The sequence below is a fragment of the Microbacterium sp. GXF0217 genome, assembly GCF_054798195.1.
The window spans coordinates 1-23,685 of the sequence record NZ_JBSJZG010000001.1; the positions used below are offsets into that span (position 1 = coordinate 1).

The 23,685-nt window shown below is 68.7% G+C and carries 26 protein-coding genes; 16 read left to right on the forward strand and 10 right to left on the reverse strand.

All coding sequences use genetic code 11. The annotated features are described in order from the left end of the window. The coding region (locus ACWAT3_RS00005; RefSeq protein WP_460795841.1) for a transposase at positions 1 to 213 on the reverse strand (213 nt) is incomplete at its 3' end. A gap of 410 nt (positions 214 to 623) precedes the next feature. Between ACWAT3_RS00005 and ACWAT3_RS00010 the strand changes: the two genes are divergently transcribed. Both ACWAT3_RS00010 and ACWAT3_RS00015 read left to right on the forward strand, forming a co-directional pair. Beyond that, complete coding sequence (locus ACWAT3_RS00010; RefSeq protein WP_124895828.1) at positions 624 to 1,163, forward strand: hypothetical protein; 540 nt, start codon at positions 624 to 626, stop codon at positions 1,161 to 1,163. Positions 1,164 to 1,196: 33 nt separating this feature from the next. Further along, positions 1,197 to 3,332, forward strand: coding sequence for a fatty acid desaturase (locus tag ACWAT3_RS00015; RefSeq protein ID WP_460794793.1), 2,136 nt, complete (start codon positions 1,197 to 1,199; stop codon positions 3,330 to 3,332). A 59-nt stretch (positions 3,333 to 3,391) separates the two neighbouring features. Here the strand turns inward: ACWAT3_RS00015 and ACWAT3_RS00020 are convergent, their stop codons facing one another. Beyond that, positions 3,392 to 3,556 (reverse strand): hypothetical protein, encoded by a 165-nt coding sequence (locus ACWAT3_RS00020; protein ID WP_187674173.1) that lies wholly within the window; start codon positions 3,554 to 3,556, stop codon positions 3,392 to 3,394. A gap of 169 nt (positions 3,557 to 3,725) precedes the next feature. Between ACWAT3_RS00020 and ACWAT3_RS00025 the strand changes: the two genes are divergently transcribed. Beyond that, positions 3,726 to 4,142: a hypothetical protein gene (locus ACWAT3_RS00025; RefSeq protein ID WP_460794795.1), complete on the forward strand. Its 417-nt coding sequence runs from the start codon at positions 3,726 to 3,728 to the stop codon at positions 4,140 to 4,142. 398 nt (positions 4,143 to 4,540) lie between these two features. After that, a complete protein-coding gene (locus ACWAT3_RS00030) occupies positions 4,541 to 4,900 on the forward strand; it encodes a VOC family protein (RefSeq protein WP_460794797.1) in 360 nt (119 codons plus the stop codon). 166 nt (positions 4,901 to 5,066) lie between these two features. Here the strand turns inward: ACWAT3_RS00030 and ACWAT3_RS00035 are convergent, their stop codons facing one another. The 3 genes from ACWAT3_RS00035 to ACWAT3_RS00045 form a co-directional block, all read right to left on the reverse strand. Then, entirely contained in the window at positions 5,067 to 5,891 is an 825-nt protein-coding gene (locus ACWAT3_RS00035; RefSeq protein ID WP_460794799.1) for a hypothetical protein, read from the reverse strand. A gap of 79 nt (positions 5,892 to 5,970) precedes the next feature. Beyond that, on the reverse strand, positions 5,971 to 7,287 hold the full coding sequence (locus tag ACWAT3_RS00040) for a sensor histidine kinase (protein WP_460794801.1): 1,317 nt from the start codon (positions 7,285 to 7,287) through the stop codon (positions 5,971 to 5,973). After that, positions 7,280 to 7,957, reverse strand: coding sequence for a response regulator transcription factor (locus ACWAT3_RS00045; protein WP_460794803.1), 678 nt, complete (start codon positions 7,955 to 7,957; stop codon positions 7,280 to 7,282). Before ACWAT3_RS00045 ends, ACWAT3_RS00040 begins: the two co-directional genes overlap by 8 nt. A gap of 189 nt (positions 7,958 to 8,146) precedes the next feature. Between ACWAT3_RS00045 and ACWAT3_RS00050 the strand changes: the two genes are divergently transcribed. From ACWAT3_RS00050 to ACWAT3_RS00080, 7 genes are all read left to right on the forward strand, one after another. Next, the gene (locus tag ACWAT3_RS00050; protein ID WP_460795843.1) at positions 8,147 to 9,082 is read left to right on the forward strand and encodes an ABC transporter substrate-binding protein; all 936 of its coding nucleotides are present in this window, start codon (positions 8,147 to 8,149) and stop codon (positions 9,080 to 9,082) included. Next, positions 9,079 to 10,125, forward strand: a complete 1,047-nt coding sequence (locus tag ACWAT3_RS00055) for a FecCD family ABC transporter permease (protein WP_460794805.1) — start codon at positions 9,079 to 9,081, stop codon at positions 10,123 to 10,125. The genes ACWAT3_RS00050 and ACWAT3_RS00055 overlap by 4 nt, the downstream gene beginning before the upstream one ends. Then, complete coding sequence (locus tag ACWAT3_RS00060; protein WP_460794807.1) at positions 10,122 to 11,186, forward strand: FecCD family ABC transporter permease; 1,065 nt, start codon at positions 10,122 to 10,124, stop codon at positions 11,184 to 11,186. Before ACWAT3_RS00055 ends, ACWAT3_RS00060 begins: the two co-directional genes overlap by 4 nt. Beyond that, positions 11,179 to 12,030, forward strand: coding sequence for an ABC transporter ATP-binding protein (locus tag ACWAT3_RS00065; protein WP_460794809.1), 852 nt, complete (start codon positions 11,179 to 11,181; stop codon positions 12,028 to 12,030). The genes ACWAT3_RS00060 and ACWAT3_RS00065 overlap by 8 nt, the downstream gene beginning before the upstream one ends. After that, on the forward strand, positions 12,027 to 12,890 hold the full coding sequence (locus ACWAT3_RS00070) for a siderophore-interacting protein (protein ID WP_460794811.1): 864 nt from the start codon (positions 12,027 to 12,029) through the stop codon (positions 12,888 to 12,890). The genes ACWAT3_RS00065 and ACWAT3_RS00070 overlap by 4 nt, the downstream gene beginning before the upstream one ends. A 102-nt stretch (positions 12,891 to 12,992) precedes the next feature. Next, complete coding sequence (locus ACWAT3_RS00075) at positions 12,993 to 13,307, forward strand: DUF7882 family protein (RefSeq protein WP_460794813.1); 315 nt, start codon at positions 12,993 to 12,995, stop codon at positions 13,305 to 13,307. Between the two features lie 47 nt (positions 13,308 to 13,354). Beyond that, positions 13,355 to 13,666: a DUF7882 family protein gene (locus ACWAT3_RS00080; RefSeq protein WP_460794815.1), complete on the forward strand. Its 312-nt coding sequence runs from the start codon at positions 13,355 to 13,357 to the stop codon at positions 13,664 to 13,666. Here ACWAT3_RS00080 and ACWAT3_RS00085 read toward each other — a convergent pair. Next, on the reverse strand, positions 13,647 to 14,573 hold the full coding sequence (locus ACWAT3_RS00085) for a methyltransferase family protein (RefSeq protein WP_460794817.1): 927 nt from the start codon (positions 14,571 to 14,573) through the stop codon (positions 13,647 to 13,649). The two genes, ACWAT3_RS00080 and ACWAT3_RS00085, sit on opposite strands and share 20 nt — an antisense overlap. Positions 14,574 to 14,645: 72 nt before the next feature. Further along, positions 14,646 to 15,287, reverse strand: a complete 642-nt coding sequence (locus tag ACWAT3_RS00090) for a DedA family protein (RefSeq protein ID WP_460794821.1) — start codon at positions 15,285 to 15,287, stop codon at positions 14,646 to 14,648. 113 nt (positions 15,288 to 15,400) lie between these two features. Here ACWAT3_RS00090 and ACWAT3_RS00095 point away from each other — a divergent pair, with 113 nt between their 5' ends. Beyond that, complete coding sequence (locus ACWAT3_RS00095; protein ID WP_460794823.1) at positions 15,401 to 16,030, forward strand: SGNH/GDSL hydrolase family protein; 630 nt, start codon at positions 15,401 to 15,403, stop codon at positions 16,028 to 16,030. Positions 16,031 to 16,113: 83 nt separating this feature from the next. After that, a complete protein-coding gene (locus tag ACWAT3_RS00100) occupies positions 16,114 to 16,494 on the forward strand; it encodes a hypothetical protein (RefSeq protein WP_460794825.1) in 381 nt (126 codons plus the stop codon). Between the two features lie 15 nt (positions 16,495 to 16,509). Here the strand turns inward: ACWAT3_RS00100 and ACWAT3_RS00105 are convergent, their stop codons facing one another. Genes ACWAT3_RS00105 through ACWAT3_RS00115 form a run of 3 tightly spaced genes read right to left on the reverse strand, consistent with a single transcriptional unit; the run spans position 16,510 to position 22,180 of the window. Further along, positions 16,510 to 19,896, reverse strand: coding sequence for an error-prone DNA polymerase (locus ACWAT3_RS00105; protein WP_460794827.1), 3,387 nt, complete (start codon positions 19,894 to 19,896; stop codon positions 16,510 to 16,512). Continuing rightward, complete coding sequence (locus ACWAT3_RS00110) at positions 19,896 to 21,422, reverse strand: DNA polymerase Y family protein (protein ID WP_460794828.1); 1,527 nt, start codon at positions 21,420 to 21,422, stop codon at positions 19,896 to 19,898. The genes ACWAT3_RS00105 and ACWAT3_RS00110 overlap by 1 nt, the downstream gene beginning before the upstream one ends. Then, complete coding sequence (locus ACWAT3_RS00115) at positions 21,419 to 22,180, reverse strand: hypothetical protein (protein WP_460794830.1); 762 nt, start codon at positions 22,178 to 22,180, stop codon at positions 21,419 to 21,421. The genes ACWAT3_RS00110 and ACWAT3_RS00115 overlap by 4 nt, the downstream gene beginning before the upstream one ends. A gap of 133 nt (positions 22,181 to 22,313) precedes the next feature. Between ACWAT3_RS00115 and ACWAT3_RS00120 the strand changes: the two genes are divergently transcribed. The 3 genes from ACWAT3_RS00120 to ACWAT3_RS00130 are packed head-to-tail and all read left to right on the forward strand — an operon-like array spanning position 22,314 to position 23,656. Beyond that, positions 22,314 to 22,787 (forward strand): prepilin peptidase, encoded by a 474-nt coding sequence (locus tag ACWAT3_RS00120; protein WP_460794832.1) that lies wholly within the window; start codon positions 22,314 to 22,316, stop codon positions 22,785 to 22,787. An 18-nt stretch (positions 22,788 to 22,805) separates the two neighbouring features. Continuing rightward, the gene (locus tag ACWAT3_RS00125; RefSeq protein ID WP_460794834.1) at positions 22,806 to 23,021 is read left to right on the forward strand and encodes a response regulator; all 216 of its coding nucleotides are present in this window, start codon (positions 22,806 to 22,808) and stop codon (positions 23,019 to 23,021) included. A gap of 2 nt (positions 23,022 to 23,023) precedes the next feature. Continuing rightward, positions 23,024 to 23,656: a CYTH domain-containing protein gene (locus ACWAT3_RS00130; RefSeq protein WP_460794836.1), complete on the forward strand. Its 633-nt coding sequence runs from the start codon at positions 23,024 to 23,026 to the stop codon at positions 23,654 to 23,656. The last annotated feature ends 29 nt before the right edge of the window (positions 23,657 to 23,685 follow it).

Genomic DNA, 23,685 nt, shown 5'->3' on the forward strand with positions numbered 1-23,685 from the left:
CTCCGCCTGCGCCTCGCTCGAGGTCCCCGGCTGGCGGCCCTCGTCAACGTCGACGCGCTTCTTCCACAATCGCAGCGACTCGGGATTGACGCCGAGCTTGGCGGCGACGTGCTTGATCGCGGCGTGATCGGTCTTGTGATCGGGGCGAGCCTCGCTCAACATCCGCAGCGCGCGCTGACGGAAGTCGTCCGAATACGGTCCTGGCGTGAACAGGGCGAATCAGGGGGCGTGGAGGGGGCCAGAAGGGGACCACGGCATCATCGGGCCCACCTGACCGCGAGTTGTGGCTGTGGCGACAGCGATGTTGAACAAGATTCGCGAGGTGAAGCCTTGAATCTCATGATCGGTACATCGAGGCATTCAAGGCGCTGATCGACCGCTACGTCGTCGCCCGGGGGCGTGAGGTCTGAGCGAGATCATGTAGACGCCGGGCACCGGCGCCCGAGAACGGCCCCCGTCGGGGTGGTGGAACGGCATCGGCGGGGGCCTTCCCCGTACTTCGGGTGCCGGAGACCACCTTGCCCACAGCATCGACGATGTCAGCTTCTCAGTTCAGTTTCTGCGGCGCGCGCGGGTTTGGTTGAACCTGTGAGGCGTACATGTTGGGGGCGTAACGTCGCGCTATGGAGACACAGACACGAACGAGCGGTGCAGATACCGCGACGCTGGGCCTGGGATCGGTGCTGGTGGGTTCGTTGCCTGCGGCGCTGATGACTGATGAGGCCCCGGATCGTTACACGGTGGAGGCGGTGTTCACGCGCCGCCCCGAACGGGACGAGATCACGGAGATCCTGGGGAGCGAGACGCGGGAACGTCTTGCGAAGGCGGGGTACTCGACCGTAGAGGTGGCGATCTCGGATCGTCGCTTGGAGATCGCGAACACGAATCTCGAGGAGTTGCGCGACGGTCTCGGTGGGGTGCTCGCCGACCGGCTCGCGGAGATCAGCGAGGGTGTCCGGGCCAGGCAGGATGCGGCGGCGCTCCGGTTCCGCGAGGCGGCCGCGGGCGAGCATGACAGAGCGGCCTCTGTCGCGGCTCTCGCGGAATCAGTAACGTTCCGCACCTCCGGGACACGAGTGTCTGAGCGGGATCGGCGTGCCGCGGCGACCGACGATCGTGCCCGCATCGATGACTGGACTGACGAGGGTGGTCACGGGCGTTGATGACGTCCGTGACCCTAGGATGCGAGGCGCATCATGGATGGGATCCGTTCGACCACACCGCGCTCTGCAGATCGACACGGCGGTCGGGCCGGTAGCGAGTTCACGGCCCTGGCGAAGACGGTCCGGGATCAGGGGTTGCTGCGTCGCCGGTATGGGTATTACTGGTCGAAGCTGATCGGTCTGCCGCTTGTGCTCGCCGGTGGTCTGCTGGTGTTCGTGTGGTTCGGTGACACCTGGTGGCAGCTGTTCACGGCGGCGTTCCTGGCGGTGGTGTTCACGCAGATCGCCTTTCTCGGGCATGATTCGGCGCACCGGCAGATCTTCGTCTCGGGTAAATGGAATGACTGGGTGAGCCTCGTCCTCGGCGACCTGCTGGTGGGGATTAGCTACGGATGGTGGCAGCACAAGCACACCCGCCATCATGCGAATCCGAACAAGCTGGGGTCCGATCCGGACATTGAGTTGCCGGTGATCGTTGTGGCCCCAGAGCGTGCCGTGCCGAGAGGGCGGGTCCTGTCGTGGTTGCGCTCGCATCAGGGGATCATCTTCTTCCCGATCCTGCTCCTGGAGGGTGTCTCGCTGCATGCGTCCGGGGTGCGCCGGGTGGTCACGCGCGGGCCGTTGAGCAGGCGCGGGGTCGAGATCGGGTTCCTCCTGATCCGCCTGGTCGGGTTCCCCGTGCTCGTCTTCCTCGTCCTGTCGCCGGGCATCGCATTCGTGTTTCTCGCTGTGCAACTCGGGCTCTTCGGGTTCTACATGGGCGTCTCGTTCGCCCCGAATCATAAGGGGATGCCGATCGTGCCTCGTGATGCGAGCTTCGACTTCCTGCGCCGCCAGGTGATGATGAGCCGGAACGTCCGCGGCGGTCGTCTGCTCGACACCGCGATGGGCGGGCTGAACTATCAGATCGAGCATCACCTGTTCCCGTCCATGCCGCGTCCTCACCTGCGCAAGGCAGCGCCCATCATCGCCGCCTACTGCCGGAGCCGTGATGTGCCGTATGCGCAGACCGGGTTGCTGGCGTCCTATGCGATCATCGTGCGGTACATCAACCGCGTCGGCCTGGGGGAGCGTGACGTGTTCACCTGCCCCCCTGGTCGAGCAGCGCCGCTACATCACCGCAGTCCCGCAGTGAGCACGCGCGACCACCCCGCAGCAGGACGACGGCACGCCGCCGTCGTCTACAACCCCGTGAAAACCCCGCTGGAGCGGCTTCACCCCGTGGTCGCGGAGTGTGAGGCCGAGCACGGGTGGGCGCAGACGCGCTGGTACGAGACCCGCAGCGACGACGCGGGCCGGGCCGCCGCGGAGCACGCTCTCGCTGCTGATCCGGCGGTGGTGATTGTCGCGGGCGGTGACGGCACGGTCCGAGCCGTCGCGGAGGTGATGCAAGGGACGGGCATCCCGGTCGCGCTGGTTCCCCTGGGCACCGGCAATCTCCTCGCACGTGATGTCGGCGCGCCGCTCAACGACATCGCAGCCTGCGTCTCCGCTGCGTTCGCAGGTGAGGACCGACCCGTGGATGTCGGGGTGGCTGAGCTCGAGGACGAGAGCGGCGCCCGGCGTTCGCATACGTTCATGGTCATGGCGGGTATCGGACTGGATGCGGAGATGGCGGAGAGCACGAGCACCATTGCGAAGAAGCATCTCGGCTGGTTCGCGTACGTCACACCGATCGCCCGCTCGGTCATCGCGAACAAGCTCTTCCATCTCGACTACCGAATCGACAGAGGGCGGGTGAGGTCGACCCGGGCGCACACGGTCATCGTCGGCAACTGCGGAACACTCACCGGGAACATGCTCCTGATCCCCGCTGCGATCATCGACGACGGGCTGTTGGACGTCGTGATGATGCGCCCGACAGGACGCTTCGGGTGGGCGCGGATCGGAACCCGCCTCACCCTGCAAGGCCTCGCCCGCCGCTCCCCGCTCAGCCGCAGGCTCCTCCAGCAGACGCCCGACCTCCACGCACTCGCATACGTTCAAGGAACCCGGTTCGAAGCCCGGTTCGACGCCCCTCACCTCATCGAACTCGACGGCGACAGCTTCGGCCACATCACCCGTGTCCGCGTCAGCGTCCGCCCAGGCGGTCTGCACATACGCGTGCCGGCCCGAACGAACTCGGTGGAGAAGAGCACCACAGCCCGGCAGTGGTCGTCACGTATGTAGAGCCCCCGGCGCAACGGCAAGGAAGGTGGACCGCGCCCCGTGCGTCCCGCGCGGGGCGACTACGCCTTGGCGCGCTTGGCCCGCTGCCGGAGTATCCCGAAGATCAGGGTGCCGATGAAGAGCACGATTCCGATGATGGCCAACCAGAGCAGACCCTCGAACACGAATCCCACGATCGACAGCACCACCCAAGCCACAAGCAAGATGAGAAGAACTGTCCACATGCTCCTTACGCTACGCTCAATCGCCCGAGAATACCGGTGATCAACGACATTGCCTCTGCGCGATCTGTTCGGGCCTGCGGCTGACCGGAGGATTCACAGCACGGGCTGACAAAGTAGAAGAGTGCTCCGCCTCGGTGATGGCATACCGATCCGAGGAGAAGGGGCGCTCATGCCCGCACGGTGGGAACAACTTCTGCACATCACAACCGGTCGCATCAGCCGCCACCACGAACTACACGATCTCCGGCACCTGCCGACACGGCCTGTCGTGCTGGAACGAACCCACTACCTCGTGAACGATCGCGAACGCGACAGTCAAGCGCCCCGCACCTACATCCTCCGCACCCAGCCCTGCACGCGACGATCCCCCGCCGGGGTCGCCGTCACCTCCAACGGACGCGGCGTCGGACATCTGCCCGCCGATGCAGCAGACGCCATGGGCCCGCTTCTCGACCAACTCGGCGGAGCGGCAATCGTCAACGGCACCGGACCGAAAGCTGGAAGCATCCGACTCCGAATCGACCTGCCAGCCCCTGATGCGGTCGGCAAGTTTATCCATACACTCGGCAACGCGAGCTCAGGATGACGCTCAGAATTTCTTCATTAGCATGACGCGGAAGGCAACTCTTCATGTTGCATCCGCCGCGCCAATCGACTCCCAGCGGGGGGACCAGAAGGGGACCAAGACCATGCAGATCATGCATCCCATGACATGATCTGCATGAGGAGAGGCCCGCAATCATGCGGGTCGCGAGTCCGAAGTCGCCATCTGGACACCTGGGGGTCAAGGGGTCGCAGGTTCAAATCCTGTCAGCCCGACAGAACGACAAAGGGACCGGCCGAAGGCTGGTCCCTTTGTCGTTCCCGAGCGCTTCCAGCGGGGCCACGCGGCGCAGGAGGCTGGCGCTGGTTGGGGGCGGGCAAAGACCGCGGCCCGGTGGCGCTGCTAGCCTGATGGCACGGACGCCTGAACCGGAGGTCAGCATGCCCCATCCCATGCATCACGCCGTCAATTACATCGAGTTCGGCGTCAGCGATCTCGGTGCTGCTCGCGCTTTCTACGAGTCCGCTTTCGGATGGGAATTCAATGACTACGGACCCGAGTACGCGGGAATCCGTTCCGCAGACGGCGACGGCGAGATCGGCGGCCTGAGCGCATTCGCCGCACCCGCCGCGGATGGGCCGCTGGTGCTCCTCTTCTCGACCGATCTCGACGCATCCGTCACGGCCGTAACGGACGCCGGGGGCACCATCGTGGTCGGTCCCTACGACTTCCCGGGTGGACGACGGTTCGAGTTCACGGACCCGAGCGGGAACCGGCTGGGAGTCTTCGCCGAGGCCTGATTCCGCACGCCCGCGCGTCCCTCCGGCCACAGCCGTCGAAGCGCACGTCGGCAAGGTCGCCAGGATCCAGCGCCTGTGGCGGGACTGCACCGGATCTGGACCGATCAGCAGCTCGCGTAATCACCACTACGTGCCGTGCCCGCTCGACAGGCGGGATGCGTCTCGTTCAGTCGTCGATGTCGGTTCCGACGACGGTGAAGTCGGCGCTGAAGTCGATGTCGATCGAGCGGTTGTCCGACGTGAGGACCGAAGCATCGTACGGGCTCACACCATCGTGGTCGACGTCGAGGTCGGTGATCATCCCATCGGCTTCCGCGAGTGCGGCGGCGACCAGTGCGCGGATCGTCTCATCGTCCAATCTTGGACCAGCGGTCGCGTCATCGTCGTCGTCGGCCGGGTCGGTCGAGATGACCGATGCGGTGAGCGCCTCGTCGACGCGGATCTCGGTCTCATCGCCGGCGGCGTTCGTCAACTGCACTTCCCAGGTTCCGTTGCGTTTCGCATCGATCGACGTGACATCGCCCTCGGCAGCGTCGCGCGCGGCATCCGCGATCGCGATCAGATCGTCGGCGGATGTCGTTCCGATTCCGGTGGCCGGGCCGCCGCCGTGCGAGGGCGCACCGCGGTCTTCGCCCTGGTCGTCGCGGTCCTCACGGTCGTCGTCGTGGTCGCTGTCGCCGCGGGACGTGTCGTCGTGGCGGGGCCCGTCGGATGCCGATGAACTGTCGTCATCTCCGAACTCGTCGCCGACCGCCGCGCCGACCGCCATGCCACCGCCGGCGAGCAGCACCGCCGCTGCGATACCACCGCCGATGAGCAGCGCGCGCTTGCGCCCGCGCTTCGTCTCGGTGGGAGCAGAAGCCGCTACGGGGGCCGCCGAATGCGGCGCCTCGCCGGACATCGGCGTCACGGGAGTCTCCGGTGCGTCGGCCGCGGAATCTGCGGAGTGATGAGGCGTGTGGTCGGGAGTGGGTGTCGTCTTGTCGTCCATGTCTCGATCGTGTCGCAGGGGCGCTGAAGCCATCCTGAAGCATCCTGAACGGCTCTTCAGGAACGGATGGCTCGGCCGATCAGTCCCGGAGGGGGAGAGTGAGCACGAAGCGCGCACCGCCCCAGCGAGAGTCATCGACCGTCAGAGCGCCGTGGGCGGACGTCGCGATACCGCGGGCGATCGCCAGGCCGAGTCCGCTGCCGCCGGCGTCACGGCTGCGCGCCTCGTCGAGACGGACGAAGCGTTCGAAGATCCGCTCGCGCTCCTCTGCGGGGACGCCGGATCCGTCGTCCTCGACCGTGACGAACACGTACCGATCCGATGGTGTCACGCCGATGGCGACTCGGCCACGGCCGTGGCGTGCGGCGTTGTCGGCGAGGTTACGCAGCAGCTGACCCAGCAGACGCGGGTCGCCGTGCACCCGCGCGGCGTGGATGCCGGAGCCGTCGACCTCGAGCCCCACTGCACGCAATCGCCGCACCTCGCCGAGCGCGACGTCGTCGAGGTCCATCGCCTCGTCGTGCGTGCCCACGCCCTCGTCGAGCCGGGCGAGCAGCAGCAGCGATTCGACGATGCCCTGCAGACGCAGCCCCTCCGCGGAAACGACCTCCGCGAGCTCGTCGATGCTCGTCACTTCCGGGTGCGCCTGGGCGAGCTCTGCGTGCTGGCGGATGGTGGCGAGTGGAGAACGCAGTTCGTGCGACGCGTCCGAGACGAACCGCCGTTGCGCGGTGGCGGCGGCATCCAGCCGATCGAGCATGCCGTTCATGGTGATCGCGAGTGCGGCGATCTCATCGGCCGTCTCCGGTACCGGCACGCGCTGGTCGAGTCGATCAGCGGTGATGTCGTCGACGCGCTCGCGGATGCGCTCGACCGGGCGGAGCGCACGGCCGACGACGAGCCAGGTGGTCGCTGTCACGAGAATCAGGAGCACCGGGACGGCGATCGCGAGCAGTGTCGTGACCGTCGCCAGAGTCTCCGCGTCGTCCTCCATCGAGACGGCGACCACGAGAGCCTGGTCGCCGTCGAGGTCTTCCGAGACGACGAGCATCTGCTCCTCGTCCACGGTCAGGGTCTGCGGGTCGTCAGAGACGGGGAGCGCGTTCGATCCCAGCGCTTCCCTGGAATCCTCGCTGGCCGCGCGGACCGATCCGTCCGGGCCGATGACCTGCACGATCTCGTCGTCGAGATCGTCGATCACGTTTCCACCGGGACCATCGAGGTGTTCCGCGAGCTCGTCCAGGCGCTGCTCGGCCGCGCGCTCCGTGCTGCCATGGATGCTGGCGCTGAGGACGCCGTAGAACGAGAAGGCGCCGATCAGGAGCGCGACCGCGACGACGGCCGTCGCTCCGAGCGTCGTCCTGGCGCGCACCGAGCGCCAGCCGCGCCTAGCCACCGTCCGCCGCCAGCCGGTAGCCCGCACCGCGGATGGTCTCGATCGCCTCGCGGCTGAAAGGCTTGTCGACCTTGCGGCGCAGATGACCGATGTAGACCTCGACGATGTTCGGGTCGCCGTCGAAGTCGTCGTCCCAGACGCCGTCGATGAGGGCGCGCTTCGACAGCACCTGACCGCGATGACGCATCAGGTACTCGAGCACGGAAAACTCGCGCGCGGTGAGCGGGATGGTGCTCTCGCCGCGCCAGACGCGGTGCGCGGCGGGGTCGAGCCGCAGATCGCCCGCTTCCAGGATCGTCGGACGTGCAACAGCGCCGCGCCGGACGAGCGCGCGCAGGCGGGCGACCAGGATCGCGAATGAGAAGGGTTTCGTGACGTAATCGTCGGCTCCGGTCTCCAGGGCTTCGACCTGATCCCACTCGCCGTCCTTTGCGGTGAGCATCAGGACCGGTGTCCAGTTCTCCTCGGCGCGTAGCGTCTCGCACACCTTCCAGCCGCTCATGCCCGGCATCATGAGGTCGAGCACGATCGCGTCGTAGCGTGTCTCCCTCGCGCGCCAGAGGCCGTCGACGCCGTTATGCGCGACATCGACGGCGAACCCCTCGGCCTCGAGACCGCGGCGCACGCCCTCGGCCAGACGCACCTCGTCGTCCACCACCAGGATCCGCATTCCTCCAGTGTGGCCGTTCGACGCTGAATCCGGGCTGAAGCCATCGGCCACGTGCGGCGTCCGGCAACCTCGGAGTGCGCGTGCGACGAATGTCGCCGAGCGGTCCGATAAGGTAAGGCTGTACTTACTTCTCGCGATCGGGGGCGTGTCCGCCTCTCTCGCAGCCCCCTCCCGAAAGGTCTCTTCGTGATGCGTGCTTCCCTGCCCAGGCGGGTTCTGTCTCTGGCCTCGTTCTCCCTCGCCGCCGTGTTGCTGCTGGCCGGATGCACGTCGCCGTCGAACGCCGGCGACGCGACGCCGGCGGAGACGCCGTCCACCCGCAGCGTGGAGCACGCGCGGGGAACGACCGAGGTGCCCGATGCACCGCAGCGCGTGGTCGTGCTGGAGCCGGTGGAACTCGACACCGCCGTGGCACTCGGCGTGACGCCGGTCGGGGCCGCCGTCGCCAGCAACGTCTCGGGGGTTCCCGAGTATCTCGGCGCCGAGGGGATCGAACCGGTCGGCACGGTTCCCGAGCCCGATCTGGAAGCGATCGCGGCGCTCGCGCCCGACCTGATCCTCGGCACCGAATCGCGCCACTCGCAGCTGTATGACCAGCTGGAAGCGATCGCACCGACGGTGTTCATGGAGACTCAGGCCGACCCCTGGCAGGAGAACGTCCTGCTCATCGGCGAGGCGCTCGGGCAGGAGGCCGAGGCGCAGACTCTGCTGGATGGCTTCAACGAGCGCTGCGAGGAGATCAAGGACGAGTTCGACGTCGACGGCGTCACCGCGAACCTGATCAGGCCGCGCGATGAGACGACGCTGAGCCTCTACGGCCCGACCTCCTTCGCGGGCGGCGCGCTGGAGTGCACCGGTCTGACGATCCCGGACCGCGAGTGGGGGGACGGCCTGCAGGCCGACCTCTCGCCCGAGAACATCATGGATGCGCAGGCCGACTACGTCTTCGTTACCACCGCCGATGTCGAGGACGAATCCACGATCCCGTCGGCGATCACGCAGAACGCGGCCGCCTTCCCGATCGTCACCCTCGTGGACACGAGTTACTGGGTCTCCGGCGTCGGCCCGATGGGCGGCGACCTCGTGCTCGACGACATCGAGCAGTTCCTCAAAGCCCAGCAGTGACAAGCCTTCTCTCCGCGCCTCCTCGTGAGCCGGTGCTCACGAGGAGGCGCGGCAGGACCGTGCTCGGGCTGGTCGTCCTGGCCTTCCTTCTCGTGGTCGCGGTGACGCTGTCGCTGACCGTCGGATCGAACTTCCTTCCGCCATCGACGGTCGTCGATGTGCTGCAGGGCGGCGGCACCGACGAGGCGCGGTACGTCGTGGCCGAGCTGCGGATTCCGCGTACGGTCACCGGACTCGTCGTCGGCGTGGCTCTCGGCGTCGCTGGAGCGCTCATCCAGGCTTTCACCCGCAACCCGCTGGCCGATCCTGGCATCCTCGGCGTCAACGCGGGCGCGGCGTTCGCGGTCTCGGTCGGGGTGGCGTTCTTCGGACTGCGCGACATCTCGCAGTTCGTGTGGCTCGCGTTTCTCGGCGCCCTCGTCGTCACGGTGGCGGTGTACATCATCGGCTCATCGGGCCGAGGCGCCGCCGACCCGATCCGCCTCACTCTGGCGGGCGTGGCCCTCGGCGCGGTCTTCTCCGGGATGACGACGGGGATGACGCTCAGCGACGCGGACGCCTTCGATCAGATGCGCTCCTGGAACGCCGGGTCGCTCCTCGGCCGCGGGTTCGATGTCCTCCTTCCCGTGCTGCCGTTCATCGTCATCGCGGTGATCGGCGCGGTGCTGCTCGCGCCGGGACTGAACGCCCTCGCGCTGGGCGAAGACGTCGCACGGGCGCAGGGGGCGCATGTCGGTGGCATCCGGATCGGCGTCATCGTGGCAGTGACGGTGCTGGCCGGGGCGGCGACGGCACTGGCCGGGCCCATCGGGTTCATCGGACTGATGGTCCCGCACGTCGCCCGGTGGGTGTTCGGCGTGAACCAGCGCACGATCCTCGTCATCTCGATCCTCCTCGCTCCGGTCATCGTGCTGTTCTCCGACGTGCTCGGACGCGTGCTGATCGCCCCGGCCGAGATCCCGGTCGGAATCGTCACCGCATTCGTCGGCGCTCCTGTCCTGATCGCCCTGGCACGCCGGCGGAAGGCGAGCACCCTGTCATGACCCCTCAGTCGATTGCTCAGCCGCTCGAGGTCGGCTATCGGCGACGCATCCTGCGCGCAGGGCCGTTCGCGGCCGCGGTCCGCGTGCGCAGCCTGACCGTCGGGGGCGTGCTGGCCGTGATCGTCGTGATGCTCGGCATCCTGGCCCTCGGCCTGGGCACCTATCCGCTCTCGCCGGAGGCCGTCATCCGCGTCCTGCTCGGCGGCGGCGAGCCGCTCGACCGCACGGTCGTGTTCGACTGGCGCATGGCCAGGACCATCGCGGCGATCGTGCTCGGCGGGTTCCTCGCCATCGCCGGGGCGCTCTTCCAGACCGTGACGCGCAATCCGCTCGCCAGCCCGGACATCCTCGGCCTGTCCAACGGCGCATTCACCGGGATGCTGCTGACGATCGTGTTCTTCTCGGCATCCTGGCCGCTGATGACCGCGGGCGCCGTCGTCGGCGGCCTCCTCACCGCCTTCCTCATCTGGGCGCTGGCGCGCCGAGGCGGAACGCAGGGTTTCCGTCTCATCGTGATCGGCATCGGCGTCGCCGCGATGCTCGCTTCGGCGAACACGTGGATGCTGCTCGAGATCGAACTGGAGACGGCGATGTTCGCCTCCGCCTGGGGCACAGGGACGCTCAACGGCGTCACCGGCGCACCCGTCGCCGGCGCCGTGGCCTGCGCGATACCGCTGCTCGCACTGCTCGTGGTCCTGTCGCCTCGGATGCGGCAGCTCGAACTCGGTGACGACGTCGCGAGCGCGACCGGCGCGCGGCCGGCACTCGTGCGGGCCCTCGCGCTGCTCGCGGCTGTCGGCCTGGTCTCGATCGCCACAGCCGTGATCGGCCCCGTGGCGTTCATCGCTCTCGCCGCTCCGCAGATCGCACGCCGCATCGCCGGCACGCCCTACCTCTCGCTGACCCTGTCCGCGCTCGTCGGGGCGCTGCTGCTGCTGGTGTCCGACCTTATCGCTCAGCACCTGCTTCCCGTCGCCCTGCCGGTCGGCGTCGTCACGGTCTCGCTGGGAGGCCTCTACCTCGTCATCACCATCATCCAGGAGATCCGCCGCCGTGCCTGAAGACTTCGATCCCTCGACCCGCACGCCGAACGGCCGGGAGTCGCGGCTGCGAGCTGACGACCTCGCGCTCGGCTACGACGGACGTCCGATCATCTCCGGACTCACGACGGCGGTCCCGGACGGCTCGTTCACCGTCATCATCGGTCCCAACGCCTGCGGCAAGTCCACACTGCTGCGGGGGATGTCCCGGCTCCTTGCACCGGATGCCGGACACGTGGTGCTGGACGGCAAGGAGCTCACGAGTCTTCCGGCGAAGGAGGTCGCGCGGAAGCTGGGTCTTCTGCCGCAGACGGCGATCGCTCCGGACGGCATCACCGTCGCCGACCTCGTCGGGCGCGGCCGATACCCGCACCAGGGATTCCTGCGGCAGTGGTCGACGAAGGACGAGGAGGCGGTTCGCTATGCCCTGGAGGCCACCGGCACGGTCGCACTCGCACCGCGCAGAGTGGACGAGCTCTCCGGCGGCCAGCGCCAGCGCGTCTGGGTGGCGATGGTGCTCGCGCAGGACACCGACCTGCTGCTTCTGGACGAGCCGACGACCTTCCTGGACATCGCGCACCAGGTCGAACTCATGGAGCTCTTCGCCCACCTGAATCGCCAGGGCCGCACGATCGTCGCCGTGCTGCACGACCTCAACCACGCCGCCCGGTACGCCGATCACATCATCGCCATGCGCGACGGTCGCATCCTCGCGGAAGGCGCCCCGGCCGAGGTCGTCACGAGCGCCCGCGTCGAGGAGATCTACGACCTGCCGAACGTGGTCATCGAGGACCCGGTCACCGGCGGTCCGCTGGTGGTTCCCCGCGGCGCCCCTCTTCCCGCGAACGACAGGAGCACACGATGAGCGACGCATCACTCCCGGAGCCCCACCTGTGGGAGTACAGCGCGTTCCCGGTGCGGGTCGCCCGCAAGCAGCAGCTCACGCCGGGGTTCATCCGCGTCACCCTCGCCGGGCGGGCGCTGAGCCACTTCGCCCCTTGGGGTCTCGACCAGCGCATCAAGCTGATTCTCCCCATGGCGGACGGCAGTGCGCCGGATTTCGGGCTTCTGGCGAATCCCACCCCGCATCCGAAGGACTGGTACTCCCGCTGGAAGGCTCTTCCCGAAGCGGAACGCAATGCGCTGCGCACCTACACTCCCTCCGGCATCCGCCCAGACCAGGAGGAGATCGACGTCGACCTCTTCATCCATGAACCGGCAGGTCCGGCATCCGCTTGGGCGATCGGCTGTCAGACCGGTGACGAGCTCGTCATCACCGGCCCGGACGTGCGCGTGGGGTTCACCGGCTACGGCATCCACTACGTGCCGGATGCCCCGCCGTCGCGTGTGCTGCTGATCGGGGACGAGTCCGCTCTGCCCGCGATCCGCAACATCATCGATGCGCTGCCGGACGGCGTCCAGGCTGATGTGCTCATCGAACTCGCCTCACGCGCGGACTCGGCACTCGCGCCCGAGCATCCCCGAGTGGCCACCGAGGTCGTCGATCGGGGCTCCCGTGCCGGCGAGCAGCTCGCGAGCGCCGTGCATCGATGGACGACCGCTCACGATGCCCTCCGCGGAGACCCGGGCATATACGCGTGGATCGCCGGCGAAGCCGCGGCCACGACCAGCATCCGCCGCCATCTGACCACCGACTTCGGGCTCGCGAAGGAGCAGGTCGCCTTTCTCGGGTACTGGAGGCTCGGCGGACCGCTCGTCGGATGAGCCGTGCACCCATGAGGTGCGCACAGCCCGGACCGCGGTCGGCGCATGGAGCACGAGCATGCGCGGTCACGGCGGCTCCGGCGGATGCGGTACGTTCACCTCATGGGCACGCTTCACTATGGCGCGTCAGATGACGCCATCCACATTGACGATCGCGCTCTCGCGCACCTGAAGATCGTCATCGCGACCAAGCTGCGCAGGCAGGAGTCGTTCACGCTGTCCTGGCGGCATCCCGAGGGCGACCCTGTCGGGCGATCCACGATCTGGATCCATCCGTCGATTCCCCTGAGGTTCACGTTCGAAGAGCCAGAGCCGCCGCAGCTGAACGCCAAGTGGATCGAAGCGCTCATCCACTCGGCCAATTCGACCGGCGGCATCTCGTTGGTCGATGAGGTCCTCGACGCTGCGGACGACTGAGCCGCCGTCCTCTGGCGAACGGCGACCTCGGAGCGTAGCGTGCCCATATGGGCCAGCTCATCTATGACGGTGAGGATCACCCGATCGTCCTGGACGATCGGACCCTCGCGCATCTGAAGGTCGTCGTGACGACGAAGCTCCGCCGCCAGGAGGGCTTCACGATGTCCTGGCGACATCCCGAGAACCAGCCGCGAGGCAGATCGACGATCTGGCTGCATCCATCCATCCCGCTGCGGTTCATCTTCGATCAGCCGGAGCCGACGGATCTGAACACCCGGTGGATTCAGGATCTGATGAACTCGGCGAACTCCACAGGCGGCATCGCGCTCGTCGACGAGGTCATCGACGGTCCGGAGTAGGCGAGCTGCTCGTCGGGCGGGAGGGGATCCAGCACCGCACCCGATCGCGATAGTCCGCGTACGCAGCACCGAACCGATGCTCGAGATCCGCCTCCTCGTGCGGCCGGATCAGGAAGTTCCACACCAGCGAACCGCTGAGTGCGTAGAGCGCCACCAGCCACGAGCCCAGCAGCATCCCGACGGCGACGCCCTGCGCGATGCCGGCGAGAGCCATGGGGTTGCGCACGAATCGGTACGGGCCCGAGATCACGAGCCGATGCGGCATCGCCGACGGGAGCGGCGTGCCGTCGCCGAGCCTCGACATCGTCACCGCCGACCAGATCCCCAACGCGCTCATGGCGACCAGGAGCACGCCGCCGACGATCCGCACGACGGGCCAGACGCTCAGCGCCAGCCCCCAGCGGTACTCGACCGCGACGATCACGGCCGGCAGAACGACGAGGAAGAGCCCCCAGAAGACGACGATCTGCGCGAACGTGCGTCCGAGATTCGAACCCGACTCCGGCGCCGGGCGGAAGCGGAACGGCCCGGTCAGCAGCCACTCGCTGGGCAGGCGCCCGCGCAGCACGAGGAGACCCGCGCCGCCGCTGCCGACCGCGGCGGCGATCATCAGCAGCGCGCCCCAGCCGGCGGACCCGGTGAGCGTCGCATACCCGGCCATCACGACCGCCACGAGGATCGTCCAGGGCGCAACGACCCAGACCGCCCCACGCATCCCGCCCGCGACGAGCGCGGATGCGAGCACGAACAGCGGAATGTCGAGCATCGCGACGAGTACCGGATCCAGCGCTCCGAGCGTCGCCGATCGGACGTCGGCGCTTGCCCAGACGGCGACCCACCAGAGCGCGCCGGCGACCGCCTGCAGGGCGAAGTAGGCGCGTCCGGTGCGCGCCGTCGGAGGGATCACGCCCTCATTCTGCCCGGTCGACCGCGGCGTTCGCTTCGACCGATCACGAACAGGCGTCGCACATCGTTCGGGTCAGGCCGCTGCACGGTCGCGGCGAGCCTGACGCACCCGCAGTACGATCCACACGACGACGGCGATCACGACAGCCGCGATGACCAGCTTCTGGAAGATGCCGGCATAGTCCTCGACGATGTGCCAGTTCGCGCCCAGAAGGTATCCCGCCATGACGAAGATCGTGTTCCAGATCGCGCTTCCCGCTGCCGTCAGCAGTGTGAAACGCAGCAGCGGCATCCGCTCGACACCGGCAGGAATGGAGATCAGGCTCCGGAAGATCGGGATCATCCGTCCGAAGAACACCGCCTTCGACCCGTGTCGGAGGAACCAGGACTCGGCTCGTTCGACGTCCTCGATCTTGATCAGCGGCATCCGATCTGCGATCGCGAACAGCCGTCGTCGACCCAGCCAGGCGCCCAGACCGTACAGTGCGAGCGCGCCGACGATGGAGCCGACGGTGGTCCAGATCAGCACGGAGACGAGACTCAGCGTGCCCTGGTGCGCGGTGAAGCCGGCCAGCGGAAGGATGATCTCGCTCGGCAGCGGAGGGAACAGGTTCTCCAGAGCGATCGCGAGACCGGCTCCCGGTCCACCCAGCGTCTCCATGAGGGAGACCGCCCAGGCGGCGATGGCGTTGAGATTCTCGGCGCTCGACGTCATGCCACCACGCTAGGGGAGCGAACCTGAACGATCGCGCAGAGGATGCGTCACTGATCGATAGGATGGCCGCGGCTCGAACGAGCCCCGCCCTCCACAGAACGGACATCCCTCGAATGAGCAGCGACGCTCGCGAACGCACCATTCTCTTCTTCGGCGACAGCATCACGGATGCCGGACGACGCACAGACCCCGATCAGCTCGGCGATGGCTTCGTCCGCGTGATCGCGGAGCGCTTCGCCGAGAGCCGTCCCGATCTGCGGGTCGTGAACAGGGGGATCGGCGGGAACCGCACGGGCGACCTCATCGCTCGACTCGATGCGGACTGCGTCGATGAGCGCCCGGATGTCGTCAGCATCCTGATCGGCATCAACGACGTCTGGCGTCGTTACGACGACGATGACGCCACCAGCGCCGAGCAGTTCGAGGCCAACCTGCGCACGATCCTGACCGAGCTGCGCGATCGCACGGACGCTGCCATCGTGATCCTCGAGCCGTTTCTGCTCCCGGTGACCGACAAGCTGCGCTTCCGGGAGGATCTCGATCCCAAGATCGAGATCGAACGACGGCTCGCCGACGAGTTCGGTGCGACCTTCATTCCGCTGGATGCCGTGCTCGCCGACGCTGCTGCACAGGCGGAGGGCCCGGCGAGCATCGCCGGCGACGGCATCCACCCCACACCGGATGGCCATCGCATCGTCGCAGACACCTGGCTGGCGGGAGTCGGGGAGCTTCTCGCCGTCTGACACGGGCGTCCGCGGGGGCGGATGCGCGGAAGACGTCGGTGGATCCGAGTGCGCCGCTCAGGCGAAGTTCCTAGAGTGGTGTCATGGACAGAACCCTCGTGCTGGCGGCCTCCGCGCCCATCCCGGTCGGTCATCGCGTCGAGGTGGCGGAGCAGGTCGATCTCGCGAGCGGGACGAGCGCCGTCATCGCGATCACGGATCTCGAGAGCGGGGTGCGTTACCAGCGCGCCGAGGAGCCGTCCGGCGAGCTGTCGGTCTGGCAGGGTCGGGTGCTCACCACGACGATCACGGCGACCGCCGACGGTCCGCGGACCGCCGTGAAGGTCGACGCGGTCCGCTCCGCCGCGTTCGACGCCGATATCGCGCTGCGCGGTGCGGATGCCGCGGTGGACGCGGCGAAGGGCGAAGCCGATCGGTGGGGATCGGACCCGTTCCCCGAGAAGGAGCCCGACCGCTTCTGGTGAACGCACCAGGCCGGCTCAGCGGAAATCCCGTGAGCGGTGCTGGACGCCTGTGCGCAGATCCTCGAACGCGTCGGCAAGCACATTCACCACGCCTTCGGTCGACCGTTCGAGGATGCCGCGGACGATGAGTGCCGGCGAATCCCTGGCCACCCGCTGATACCGCTTCCACACGCCGGGGGAGCAGACCACGTTGACGAGACCCTGTTCGTCCTCGAGGTTGAGGAACGTGATGCCGGATGCCGTCGCCGGACGCTGCCGGTGCGTCACGAGACCGGCGACCTCGATGCGTCGACCGACCTCGTGGTCCGCCAACCGGGCGGAGGAGAGCACGCCTCGCTTGTCCAGATGCGCGCGGAAATGCGCCAGCGGGTGATCATCCGTCGCGACACCCGTCGCCCAGAGGTCGGCGGAGAGCTGCTCGTATCCGGTCTGATCGGGGAACAGCGGCGGCTGGACGGCCAGGACGGTGCCGGGCAGATAGCGGGCGCGATCCTCGGCAGCGGCACCCGCGAGCCAGGCCGCCTCCCGGCGTTTCATCCCCATGCTCTCGAATGCCCCGGCCGTCGCCAGCGCCTCCAGCTGTGCGGCGGTGGCATCCGTGCGGCGCACGAGATCGTTCAGATCGCGGAAGGGACCGTTCGCGTCCCGCTCGGCGACGATCCGCTCGGCGAACGGCAGCCCGATGCTGCGGACGTCGGAGAGTCCGAGCCGGACGGCGAACGAACCGTCTCGGCGGTGGGCGGCTGATTCGTCCGGTTTCGACCGGTCGAAGCGGACCGCGGCATCCGGATCCCCGTCGGCGAGACAGGTCGACAGCCCCGTGGCGACGCCGTCGTCCGCGGTGGGCTCCAGCGACGCCTGCGCTTCGGAGGCATGCAGGTCGGGCCGGAGCACGCGCACTCCGTGCCGACGAGCATCCGCGGTGAGCGTCGCCGCCGAGTAGAACCCCATCGGCTGAGAGCGCAGGAGCCCGGCGAGGAACGCGGCCGGATAGTGCAGCTTCACCCAGGAACTGGCGTAGACGAGCAGGGCGAACGACAGCGAATGCGACTCGGCGAAGCCGAAGTTCGAGAATGCCTGGATCTGCGCGTAGATCCGGTTCGAGGTGGCCTCGTCCAGGCCGTGCCGCTGCATGCCGGCGTAGAGCTTCCCGCGGATGCGATCGATCTTCTCCAGCCCGCGCTTGGAGCCCATGGCCCGGCGCAGCAGATCGGCCTCGTCGGCCGTGCAGTCGCCCAGGGCCGTCGCCATGTGGATGAGCTGCTCCTGGAACACCGGGATGCCGAGAGTGCGCTTCAGGATCGGCTCCAGCACCGGATGCGCGTAGGTGACCTGCTCCTGCCCGAGCTTGCGGCGCACGAACGGATGCACCGCGCCGCCCTGGATGGGGCCGGGGCGGATGAGAGCGATCTGGATGACGAGGTCGTAGAACTCTCTGGGCTGCAGACGCGGCAGCAGTCCCATCTGCGCACGGGACTCGACCTGGAACACCCCGATCGAATCGGCCCGGCACAGCATGTCGTACACCGCAGGCTCCTCCTTCGGGAGGGACTGCAGCGTCCAGCGCTCTCCCGTGGCCCCGGCGATGAGGTCGAAGCAGTGCTGCAGAGCTGCCAGCATCCCCAGCCCCAGCAGGTCGAACTTCACCAGCCCCATCCAGGCCGCGTCGTCCTTGTCCCACTGGATGACCGTGCGGTTCGCCATCCTCGCGTGCTCCACGGGGACGACCTCGCCGACGGGCCGCGCCGTGAGCACCATGCCGCCGGAGTGGATGCCGAGATGGCGCGGCGCCTTCAGCAGGTCGCCGGCATAGGCCAGCACCTGTGCGGGGATGTCGTGTCCTTCGGCAGGCTGCAGACCGGCGCCCCACCCCTCGACCTGCTTGGACCAGGCATCCTGCTGGCCGGGGGAATGGCCGAGCGCCCGAGCCATGTCGCGGACGGCGTTCTTGGGCCGGTACTGGATCACGTTCGCCACCTGTGCTGCCCGCTCGCGACCGTACTGCTCGTACACCCACTGGATGATCTCCTCTCGGCGGTCCGAGTCGAAGTCGACGTCGATGTCCGGTTCCTCTTCGCGGGTGGTGGCGAGGAATCGTTCGAAGGGGAGCCGGTAGAGGATCGGATCGACCGCGGTGATCCCCAGCAGATAGCAGACCGCGCTCGCCGCAGCCGACCCGCGTCCCTGGCACAGGATGCCGCGGCGCCGCGCCTCGGTCACGATGCCGTGCACGATGAGGAAGTACCCGGGGAAGTCCTTCTCGTCGATGACGTCCAGCTCCCGCTCGATGCGGCGGCGACCGTCTCCGTCCAGACGGGGGTAGACCAGGGGGACCGCTTCCCAGACCAGCGCGCGCAGGTGGCTCATGGGGGTCTCCCCGTCGGGGACCTCGATACGGGGCAGGGCTGGGCGAGCGCGGCGCAGCTCGAAAGCGCTGTCGGCGGCGATGGCGAGACCATGGCTGATCGCACCGGGGAAGCGGCGGAACCGCTCGGTCATCTCGGCTCCGCTGCGCAGATGCGCCCAGCCGTGAACGGGGAGCCAGCCGTCCAGCTCGTCCATACCGCGGGTGGCGCGCACCGCGGCCACCGCCTCGGCCATCCCGACGCGCTCCGGGGCCGCGTAGTGCACGTTGTTGGTCGCCACGACGGGCAGGCGTTCGGCACGCGCGAGGTCGGCCAGTGCGTCGTTGCGACGGGAATCCAGCGGGTCGCCGTGGTCGATGAGTTCGACGGCCACCTGATCCCGGCCGAACAGGTCGACCAGACGGCGCAGCGGCGTCGCGGCGTCGCCCGCAGCGAGTCCACGCCGCACCGCGCCCTTGCGGCAGCCCGTGAGGATCGTCCACTGGCCGTCCGCGCTCGCCGCGAGCTCATCGATGTCGTACTGCGGGCGCCCTTTCTCACCGCCGCGAAGCTGAGCGCGGGTGATCGCACCGGACAGGCGGTGGTAGCCCTCGATGCCGCCCGCGAGGACGAGCAGATGCTCCCCAGGTGGGTCGGGGGAGCCCTTCCGTGGGGCGGTGAGATTCAGCGACAGCTCGGCTCCGAAGATCGTCCGCACGCCGAGCCCTGCGGCATCCGCGGTCTCGGCGAAGCGCGCGGCGCCGTAGAAGCCGTCGTGGTCGGTGATGGCCAGAGCCGTGAGCCCGAGCCGTTCGGCCTCGAGGAGCAGATCCTCGGGGGCGGAGGCGCCGTCCAGGAACGAGAACGTGGAGTGCGCATGCAGTTCGGCGTAGGGGACGGCATCCTCCGGACGGACGACGGGGGCTGGCGGCTCGGCCTGCCTCTTCCGGCTGACCGGTCCTGGATCGGGTCGGGCGGTGCCGTCGGCCGGTTCTCGGGCGCTCAGAGTCTCTTCGAGCTCGCTCCAGCTCATGCCGGGGTGGTTCTGCCAGCCCATCAGAGGTACCTTCCCTCGGCCCACCAGGCCTCGTGCTCCCACAGCACGAGCCATGCCCGCTGTGCGGCATCGACGATCTGGAAACGGTGCGCGTTCTGCGCGGCATCCGGATCCCAGCCGTGCTCGCGCAACGGCCAAGGGCCGGCCCAGGAGATCACCGCCGCCTCCGCGATGAAGGCCGGAGCTGCGGAGAGCGCGCCTCTCGCGTCGACGGTGGGGGCTGACCGATCGGCCGAGACGACCGCGATCGGCCGCGGAGGGGTGAAGACCTCTGCGGGGTGCGGGGTCGGCAGGCTGCCCGGCCAGGGGAGGGCGGGATCGCGTTCGGTCGGAGCGCGATCGCCCCAGGGCTGGAGCTGCTGCCGGTCGGCCAGACGCCGTCCGCCGATGATGACCGGGGTGACGACGCCTCGGTGACCGAGCAGCGCCTGCACACGGGAGACGGCATGGTGCAGGCGTTCCTCCGGTCCCTGTCCGAAGAGCCCCGGCTGGTGATGGCGGCTGTCATCCGTGCGGGTCGGGATGATCCGCACGGTCGCGATTCCCGCTGGCGTCCGGTCAGAGGCATCCGACGCGGCGGGGCGCAGCGTCTCGAGCTGCCAGCGCACCCGGTCGACGAGGTCCGCCGCTTCGAAGGAGGTCGGATGCATCCATACCCGCGAGCCGACGGCTCCGTCGTCGTCGGTGAACTCGATGCGGACCTCGGTGCAGACCAGCGATGCCTCGGCGAGACCGGCGAAGACGGCATCCGCCGTCTGCCTGACCGCGAAAGCCACCTGATCGGCGAGAGTGAGCGGAGTCTCGAACGACACCTCTCGGGAGAGCTCGGGGGGAGGGGTCCCGGTCGGCAGCGGGCGGGAGTCGGCGCCGGCGGCCAGCGCGTGCAGGCGGGCGCCGCGCTCGCCGAAGCGATCGCGGATCATGCTCTCGCCGAGTCGGGCGAAGTCGGCGAGGCGCCTGACCCCCAGTCGATCGAGCAGCGCGGTGATCTCCTCGTCCGCGAGCACCTGGACGGGCAGCGGGGCGAGGAAGTCGGCTGCGCCCCCCTGCGGCACGACGAAGGCGGGATCGCCGAGCCGTGCGGCCTGCTCAGCGGTGAACAGGCCATCGGCGACGCCGGCCCTGGTGCCCGGATACCCGTGATCCGCGAGCACGTCGATGAGCACGTGTGCCGCTTCGGCCTCCCCGCCGTAGTAGCGTGCCGGTCCTCGCGCGTGCAGCGCGGCGAGACCGGGGCGCAGCGGCTGGACGCCTGGCACCTGATCCTCGAGCAGCCGCAGGACCGGCAGGAACGCGCTCTCGTCGCGCAGCGGATCGGCGTTCAGCAGCTGCAGTGCGGGGGAGCGGGACTGCGCGAGCCGTCGTCGCTGCCCGCGGCGCACCCCCTGTGCTCTGGCCTCGGCGGAGCAGGCGATGATCGTGTTCGCCTGCACGACCGCCACCGGACCGTACGGCGGCGGGGCGCCGACAGCCGCGCGCACCGGCCAATCGGGCAGCCACAGCACGAGATGGCGAAGCGGTATCATCCCGCCACCGCCCAGTGATCGGGAAGAGCGGCGGGCTCGTCCGCCGTGCGGCGCAGCGGGGCGACAGGGCGCAACGGGGCCGGCGCGGCATCCACACGCCCCAGAGAACCGGGCAGGCGCACCCGGATGCGGCGCTGGGTCTCCAGCCGGCGGGACGAGCAGGTGAGCGTGACCGTCCGATCGGCGAGCAGCCCCCAGCCCTCGCCGAGTCCGTGCCACTCGGTCTCCTCCACGCGCAGCGTCGCCTCGCTCTGCTGCCAGCGGGCCGTGACCAGAAGAGTGCACGCCCGATCGCGCAGCCGCGCGTTCATGCGCTGGACGTCGGCGTCGGACACCCGGCTGCGCGGATGCACGGCGATGAGCGGGATCACCTCGGACAGTGCGGAGGCGACGGTGAGCCAGCGCGGGCCGGGATCCGGCACGAGGATGAGGCGCGACAGATCGACGCCGAAATCGGCCATCGCCTCGATGCCGAGCGTCGGCATGCCGATGACGGCGCACCAGGATCCGTTCTGCGACGGTGCGGCGAGCAGTGCGCCGAGCAGACTCGGCGACGGCATGAGGGAGTACGCGGCGCCGGTGCGCAGCCCGTCATCGGGCAGCAGACCTTCGAGCGCTGGGTCGATCGGCAGGAGGGGCACGTCGCTGCGCCGACGCTGCATGCGGGAGATCTCGCTGCGCAGTCGGTGCAGCTCCTGCGCGCGGGAAGCGATGCTCTCGCGGGGGAGAGCGGTCGGGGCGGAGAGTGCGGTGCCCATGCATCCATCCTCGAAGATATCTACTAATAAATCAAGTGGTGCTCCGAGCGTAATTCGGACATCGGACATTCGCCGAGCCGCGGTTATCCACAGGCCCAACTCACCAGGACTGCCGATCGCCTAGCCTGCGGGGATGCCCCAGATGCTGCACACCGCGATCGTCATCGCCGTGCACGCGGTGCTGATCGGCATCGGTATCTGGCTGATCATCATCGACGCGCGAACGCACCGTCTGCCGAACCGCATCGTGCTGCCCGTCGGGGCGGTGCTCCTCGCCCTCGTCGGCATCGAGGCGCTCGCCGCGGGGGAGCCGGAGTCCCTCGTCCGTGCCGTCGCGGGAGGGCTGATCCTCGGCGGCTTCTACGCCGTGCTGAACCTCGCCGGTGGCGGAGTCGGCGGCGGAGACGTGAAGCTGGCCGCGGTGATCGGCCTCGTGCTCGCCTGGCACGGCTGGCAGGTGCTGATCGTCGGCGCGGCAGCGGCGTTCGTGCTCGGCGCCGTGTACGCGCTCGTGCTGATGGCCATGCGCAGGGCGAACAGGAGCACCCGGATCGCCTTCGGCCCGTGGATGATCGTCGGTGCGGTCCTGGGCATCGTGGTGGGCTGACAGGTCTAGGGTGAAGTCATGGCACTCGCACGATTCCACGGCGGCCCGCTGGACGGGCAGATCCTTCCGCTCGAGGCGGACGTCGACGACAAGCTGATCGTTCCCTACGCCGAGACCCAGGTGGTCTACCTCCGCCGCGGGGAGCCGCAGAACACCGGCGACAGCGACGGCCCGACCGAGGTCGACTACTGGTTCGAGGAGTCCCTCGAGGACCTCACCCCATCGGACGACTGAGGATGGCTGAGGCTCCGAGCGGATCCGAGCCGTCGCGCACCGTCGAGGTCGAGCGCAAGTACGACGTCGCCGGCGATACGCCTCTGCCGCTCTGGCAGGACATCCCCGGTGTCGACGCCGTCACGACGGGTGAGCTGCGCGTGCTCGACGCGCGCTACCTCGACACGGCGGACGCCGCGCTGTCGCGCTCCGGTGTCGCGCTGCGTCGTCGCACGGGCGGACCGGATGCCGGTTGGCACGTCAAAGGGCCTCGCGAGGGAGACGGTCGGCTCGAGATCGGTTGGCCTCTCGGTGACGACGATGCGGTTCCGGATGCCGTGGCGGACACGCTCGCCCGCTGGACGACCGACCCGCTGACGCCGCTCGCCCGCATCGAGAACGACCGCACTGCGTATCTGCTGACGGGGCCGGACGGTGTCGTCGCCGAGTTCGTCGACGATCGCGTCCGCGCGACGGATCTCCGTCAGGGCACGCAGCGCGAATGGCGCGAGTGGGAGTTCGAGCTGGGCCCAGCGGCGCCGTCCGACCCTGCGGAGCGCGATCTGCTCTTCGCTGCTGCGGAACGGGCGGTCTTCGCCGCGGGTGGCCGGCACGCGGCATCCGGATCTAAGCTCGCCCGCGCGCTCGGATTCTGACCCGCTCGGATATCGGGGCCGGCGCGCAC